We start from the raw sequence: 1,970 nt of genomic DNA on the forward strand, positions 1-1,970 counted from the left end.
TCCGGTGTCTCGGGACCGGCTACGGGCTACGCCCTCCGCCAATCCCGAGACACCGGATTCTCATCTTGATCGTCGCGCTCTCTCATCCAGATCGCCGCGCGACAGCGGGGCACGCACGTGGCGTCGTGCAGGGGCTCTTCCACGCAACACCGCGATGGTCACGCCGCAGGAACGAGAGGGCATCATACGTGAACGCCGCCGATCATTAATGGAGCGGCCACATTGGTGATCTGCGCCATTTAAGTAGCCCATCGACCATTCTTGTCTCGATAAAAGAAAGAACCGAATTCGCGCCAAAGACCAAGCTTTAGGTTATCAGCAGCAAGTGGCCGAGGCCGTCTTGGCCCGGGATCGTACCCGCCGAGCGGGGCTCTCGGAGCGCACCCTGTGGTAACGTAAATCCGATATGCAGCTTTTTACCGCTGCGATGCAGCCGCCCGGTGCGGCTTTCCGACTGGGAGAATGACGTGGATTTAGGCCTACACGGCAAGGTAGTAATTGTTACCGCTGCAACCTCGAACATCGGACGCGGAATAGCAAGTCGTCCGTGAACAATGGGATTTTGGCGCTATGCCGTTGTTGAGAGAGCCTGTGCCGGACGTTGGCACCTATTCGGCGAGGGTCTCTCGGTCAGTTGATCGCCAGTTCGGGCTGCATTGCGGGTAACAATGTCGTGAGCAGGGCGCGCAAAAGCGCGGTCAGCCATGCGACGAGCAACCTCAGATTATGGCCGGCGGCGACCAGGATGGCGTTGATGGCATCGCCGGTGACGCCGGCGAGGTGATTGCGTTCGAGCAGGCCATCGGACTTGGTATGGCCGATGATCGGCTCGATGGCATTGCGTCGCCGCAGTTCGCGTCTGATCGTGGGTGACGTGATGCCGCGAGTGTGGGCAATGATGACCTTGGCCTTTCCGCCATGCCTGTGCCCTTTGTAGCCGCGATCGACATAGGCCCGCTCGACGGCGATGCCGGTGAGGCGCTCGACCTGCTCGATCTGTCCGGTGAGGGTGTGTCCGTCGTAAGGATTTCCGGGCAGCGCCTGCATGCCCACGATGAACTGACCGCCGGCGGTGCGCGCGTTGGTCACCGCGATCGATGTCTTCACCCCGAACTCGTAGCGCGTCCTCGCCTTGCCCTTGGCGATGCATTCCACCTCGGGGGCGTGCAGGGCATAGAGCTTGTCGGTGTTGCCAGCCTTCTGGGTGAGGATCTTCGCCACCCGCTCGCGGGCGACGGCGAACGCGGCCTCGAGTTCCTCATTCCCGGCGATCTTGCGGCCAATGTCACGGTCGAGCCGTCCAAGCCAGGTGCGCAAGCGGCGCACCCAGCGCATCGCCTGCTTGTGCCCGCGCCCGTGGATCAGTCGCGCGACATCGCGTCGGGCCCGGCGGCCTATCCGCATGGCGATCGCCCTGATCTTCACGGCGCTGCAGATCGCCGATCAGGCAGGCAACGAGGCAGAAACGGCGTCCGCGCATCTGTTCGACACGGCTCTGACGATGGCCGCCGCGGCCCTGACGGCGCCTTCGCGTACCATCGCATCGATTTGAGGACCCATCCATGAAGCTCCGTTTTTTGCTCACGTCCTGCCTCGGCCTCGCATTGTCCGCTCCGCTGCTCGCGCAGGACCGGACCGTTCTGCCGTTCCGGCCGGCGCCGTTCGACGGGGTCGTGACCGAGCACATCCTCGATGCGAAATTGCCTACCCCGCAGCCCGTTCGCGCACCGCAAGGCGCTCCCAACGTCCTGCTCTTCATGTCGGACGACGTCGGGTTTGCCATGTCGAGCGGGTTCGGCGGACCAGTCGCCACTCCCAACTTCGATCGGCTGGCGGCAACGGGCGCCGGCTGGAGCTTCAGCCTTGAGCGTCACCTCCCGCGTGACCTCCAGCTTCGACTTCACCGCCCCGCGCGTGCGCTTGCGCCGTTTCTTGCCAGGCGCCGGCGCAGTGGATTTCTCCATCCCCGA

General features: G+C 63.7%; 2 protein-coding genes and 1 pseudogene. 2 read left to right on the top strand and 1 reads right to left on the bottom strand.

Features of this window, described 5'->3' with window-relative positions; all coding sequences use genetic code 11:
* Positions 1 to 630: 630 nt before the first annotated feature.
* Entirely contained in the window at positions 631 to 1,404 is a 774-nt protein-coding gene (locus IEX32_RS20255; RefSeq protein ID WP_188773340.1) for a hypothetical protein, read from the bottom strand.
* Between IEX32_RS20255 and IEX32_RS20260 the strand changes: the two genes are divergently transcribed.
* Together IEX32_RS20260 and IEX32_RS20265 are read left to right on the top strand one after the other, a co-directional pair.
* Complete coding sequence (locus IEX32_RS20260) at positions 1,403 to 1,552, top strand: hypothetical protein (protein WP_188773341.1); 150 nt, start codon at positions 1,403 to 1,405, stop codon at positions 1,550 to 1,552. The genes IEX32_RS20255 and IEX32_RS20260 overlap by 2 nt on opposite strands.
* 10 nt (positions 1,553 to 1,562) lie before the next feature.
* A pseudogene (locus IEX32_RS20265) lies at positions 1,563 to 1,970 on the top strand (hypothetical protein); the annotation flags it as partial.

The organism is Novosphingobium endophyticum (genome assembly GCF_014640675.1).
Lineage (GTDB): Bacteria > Pseudomonadota > Alphaproteobacteria > Sphingomonadales > Sphingomonadaceae > Novosphingobium > Novosphingobium endophyticum.